The organism is Streptomyces sp. NPDC094034 (assembly GCF_040303865.1).
Lineage (GTDB): Bacteria > Actinomycetota > Actinomycetes > Streptomycetales > Streptomycetaceae > Streptomyces.
Genome location: NZ_JBEOUD010000133.1, coordinates 1 through 1,152 on the forward strand (window position 1 = coordinate 1; position 1,152 = coordinate 1,152).

At 73.4% G+C, this 1,152-nt stretch carries 1 protein-coding gene; it reads left to right on the forward strand.

Annotated elements, in window-relative coordinates:
• Positions 1-1,152 (forward strand): beta-ketoacyl synthase N-terminal-like domain-containing protein (locus ABTZ59_RS37195; RefSeq protein WP_351426036.1); only part of this gene is annotated, 1,152 nt, incomplete at both ends.

The window sequence follows — 1,152 nt, forward strand, 5'->3', positions numbered from 1 at the left end:
GTCACCTGGGAGGCGCTCGAACGGGCGGGCATCAGGCCCGGAACACTGCGCGGCAGCGACACCGGCGTGTTCGTCGGCATGTCCCACCAGGGGTACGCGGCGGGACCGGTGGAGGGCCGGGACGAGGTCGAGGGCTATCTGCTCACCGGCAACACCGCCAGCGTCGCGTCGGGCCGGGTGGCGTACACGCTGGGGTTGGAGGGGCCGGCGTTGACGGTGGACACGGCGTGTTCGTCGTCGTTGGTGGCGTTGCATCTGGCGGCGCGGTCGTTGCGGGACGGTGAGTGTTCGTTGGCGGTGGCCGGCGGGGTGTCGGTGATGGCGGGGCCGGAGGTTTTCACGGAGTTCTCGCGGCAGGGGGCGCTGGCGGCGGACGGGCGCTGCAAGGCGTACTCCGACGACGCCGACGGCTTCGGCATGGGCGAGGGTGTGGCCCTGCTGGTGCTGGAGCGGCTGTCCACGGCCCAGCGGGAAGGCCGCCGGGTGCTGGCTGTGCTGCGCGGCAGCGCGGTCAACCAGGACGGTGCCAGCAATGGGCTCGCGGCCCCGAGCGGCCCCGCGCAGCAGCGGGTGATCCGTCAGGCGCTCGCCGCCGCCCGTCTGACGCCGGATCAGGTCGATGTGGTGGAGGGGCATGGGACGGGGACGGTGCTGGGTGATCCGATCGAGGCGCAGGCGTTGCTGGCGACGTATGGGCGGGATCGTGGTGCGGGGGAGCCGTTGTGGCTGGGGTCGTTGAAGTCGAATATCGGGCATGCGCAGGCGGCGGCGGGTGCTGCGGGTGTGATCAAGATGGTGTTGGCGTTGGGGCGGGGGGTGTTGCCGGGGTCGTTGCACGTGGGGGTGCCGTCGTCGCATGTGGATTGGTCCTCGGGTGGGGTGCGGGTGCTGGGGGAGGCGCGTGCGTGGCCGGGTGAGGGTCGTGTGCGGCGGGCTGGGGTGTCGGCGTTCGGGGTGAGTGGGACGAACGCGCATCTGATCGTGGAGGAGGCGCCGTCCTCGCCGCGGGAGGCGGGGTCGGTGGAGGAGGTACCGCCCCTGTCGCGGGAGGCGGGGCCGGTGGGTGTGCTGGGGGCGGCGGGTGTGGTGCCGCTGGTGCTGTCGGCGCGTACGGACGCCGCGCTGGCCGCCCAGGCCCGCCGCCTCGCCGAC